Genomic DNA, 2,840 nt, shown 5'->3' on the forward strand with positions numbered 1-2,840 from the left:
CCCCTCCTGGACCCGCGCACCTCACACTTCCTCCTCGTGACGACGGCGGCGATGGCCGGCGTGGGCCTCGTTGGCGTGGCGACCCTGCTGGTAGGGCTCGTCAGCCACGTGCTGCACCGCACCCCGCCCACCGTCGCGATCACGGCGATCTGCGTGGTCCTGCTCGGGGCGTTCACCGTTCACAACGGTGCTTGGTACCGGTTCGATGGAGACGAGCCCGGGCTTGAACGCACCCCGATCGCCATGACGGATGTGCGTTCAGCGACCCAGTACGTGAACGAGAACCGCTCACGCAACGACGTGGTCATCCTGAACCCTTTGGCGTGGTATGGCTTCGCGTTCTATTCCGAACGCGACTCGATCGAGCTCATTGCGCCGTACACCAACACCGTTGGCTGGTGGGTCGACATGCCTTCTCGGTCGGACGTCGTCGTGATCCCCGAAACGGATACCGAAGGTGTCCAGCTGGGCGTCGAGCGCGGAATCGAGTTGGCTGCGGAGCGGGGCGGTGCCCGCATCTGGTTGATCAGGTCCTTTGTCAGCAGCGAGGAAGCCGAAGCCTGGCGGTCGGTACTCGCCAACTATCGGGTCGAGCAGGTGACCGGCGGAGTCGAGCCCGTCGTATTGATCAGCGAGAAATAGCAGACCCGCGGAACAGTTGGGCGAAGCACCAATTGCGCGTGCTTGATCCAGATACGCGACTGAACAACCACGCTGAAGCCTCAAACAAAATAATCAATCAGACGCCAATAAATGGACGGACCGGATGCAAGCAACCGAGCGGGAAAGCCACGAATCCGCAGTGGCCACGGAATCAGCCTCGGCCACGAAAGACGCCTCGGATGAGGGTGTCAGGTCAGAGAAAGCCGCCCCGATCAGGCTTCGGCTCGAATCGCGATCCAGGGAGCTGGTCGCACGACTGCCAGGGACTGCCGCGCTCCTGTGGTTCGGCCTGACCGCCCTGATCGCAGGCGTTCCGTCTACCCTGATACCTTCGCCGGGTTTTGACCCGAGTTGGCAGGCGGGCATCGGCTTCGCCGTATCGGACAACCTGCGTTTCGGGCAGGACATCGTCTTCAACTATGGCCCGTGGGGGTTCCTCGACTGGCCGCAACATGTGAGCCGAACACAGGCCGCGCTGGGTTTCCTGTTTGGAATGGCAGCGGTTCTCGCCCTCTACTGGGTCGTCTACCTCTGCGTTCGACCACGGTGGTCCGGCGGCGTCGCGGGCGTGATCGCTTTCGCGGTGACCGTCGCCAGCGCCCCAGCCGGGCCGGGCGGCAGGCTCGTCTACGCGGGCCTACTGCTGACCCTCCTGACGCTTCACGACAGGTTCACCCGGCGGATCGACACCTGGCGGGACGCCGTGCCCGTTGTCCTCCTCACTGCGGTAGGGACCCTCCTGCTACAGGTCAAATTCTCCGAAGGCGTGGTGCTTCTTGCCCTGGCCGGCCTCGTTGCGGTAAGCGTCGCCTCGGTGCGGCAGCTCATCAGGGGCGTCGGCCGGGCCCTGGCGACGTTTGTGGTGACATTCCTGGTTCTCTGGGTGGGCGCTGGGCAGCGCATCACGGACATCGTGCCGTGGGTACGCGGTTCGCAGGAGATCTCCAGTGGTTACCAGGAAGCCCTCGCCATCGAGCAGGGCGAGTTTGCCTTCGGCTACCTCACGGCAGGGTTCCTTGCGCTCGTCGTCGGGTTCCTGGCCTTACGCCTAGCGGTACGCCACAAGACCGTCGCAACGGCGGGAATCGTCGTGGTCTCGGCCGTCATGCTGGCGTTCGGATTCAAGCACGGGTTCACCCGGCACGACCCGGCCCACGAGGTCTCGTTCTTCCTGGCAGCGGGCTTCCTGATCGTCGGCTTCACCGCCTGGGTGGGGCGTCCGGCAGTCGCATTGGCGGCTGCGGCCGCGGCGTTCCTCATGGCACCCTCGAGTCTCGCGAACTACGATCCCTTCCTGGCACGCAACCAGTGGCGGACGGGCATCGAACTGCTCATCAACAACGACTATCGCCTGACCTCGGTAGAGGCTGGCAGGGCACGGGCCCGCGACACCTACCAGCTGCCCGAGAGCATCGTGAGCGAGCTTCGCGGTCGCCCAGTTCACGTCGACCCGATGGAACTGACGTTGCCGTGGGCCTACTCGTTGGACTGGCACCCGGTTCCGGTCTTCCAGACGTTCTCGGCGTATACGCCGTACCTCGACCAGCTCAACGCCGAAGCGCTCATTGAGGCGCCAGCCGACCAGGTCGTGCTTCAGGAAGCCACGCTCGGCATCGACAACCGCAACATCCGCTGGGACACTCCCCGCTACCTACTCGCATTGGCCTGCAACTATCGCGTCGGTGCCCGCGCCGAACGTTGGACGGTACTGCACCACAGCCTGAATCGCTGCTCAGCGCCAGAGACGACGGTTTCGCAGCCGGTAACGGCGGGCACGCCCGTCCTTGTGCCGCAGGTCGGGACAGGCGAGATGCTCGTCGCGCGCTACCGGCCAGAGCCGAGCAGCATGCTGGCCTCTCTGGTGCACCTCGGTCTGAAGGACTGGTCACCCATCGAGGTCGGTGCCGACGACCGAACTTTCCGACTGCCGGAGGCGCTGACCGACGGCCCGCTCCTGGTCTCGCTGCCCGCCGAACTGGCGTGGCAAGCCCCCTTCGACGCCTTCCAGTACCGCCAGCTCACGTTCAACCGTGCCGGCACGGTCGAGTTCCAGGTCATCAAGGTGCAGTGACCCGACGACAAAGGCCTCCGGCTGGTGAAGCGGGTTCACCAGCCGGAGCAGCGGGCAGTCGACCGACGCGCTGCGCGCCCAGGCGCTTCGCCTCGCGGACCGGCTG

Annotated in this window: 2 protein-coding genes; both read left to right on the plus strand. The window is 65.2% G+C overall.

Annotated elements, in window-relative coordinates; translation table 11 throughout:
* Positions 1 to 642 (plus strand): hypothetical protein (locus ACWCO3_RS33580; RefSeq protein WP_450013967.1); only part of this gene is annotated, 642 nt, incomplete at its 5' end.
* 124 nt (positions 643 to 766) lie between these two features.
* Entirely contained in the window at positions 767 to 2,734 is a 1,968-nt protein-coding gene (locus ACWCO3_RS33585; RefSeq protein ID WP_450013969.1) for a hypothetical protein, read from the plus strand.
* The last annotated feature ends 106 nt before the right edge of the window (positions 2,735 to 2,840 follow it).

This window comes from Micromonospora sp. NPDC002411 (assembly GCF_053592955.1).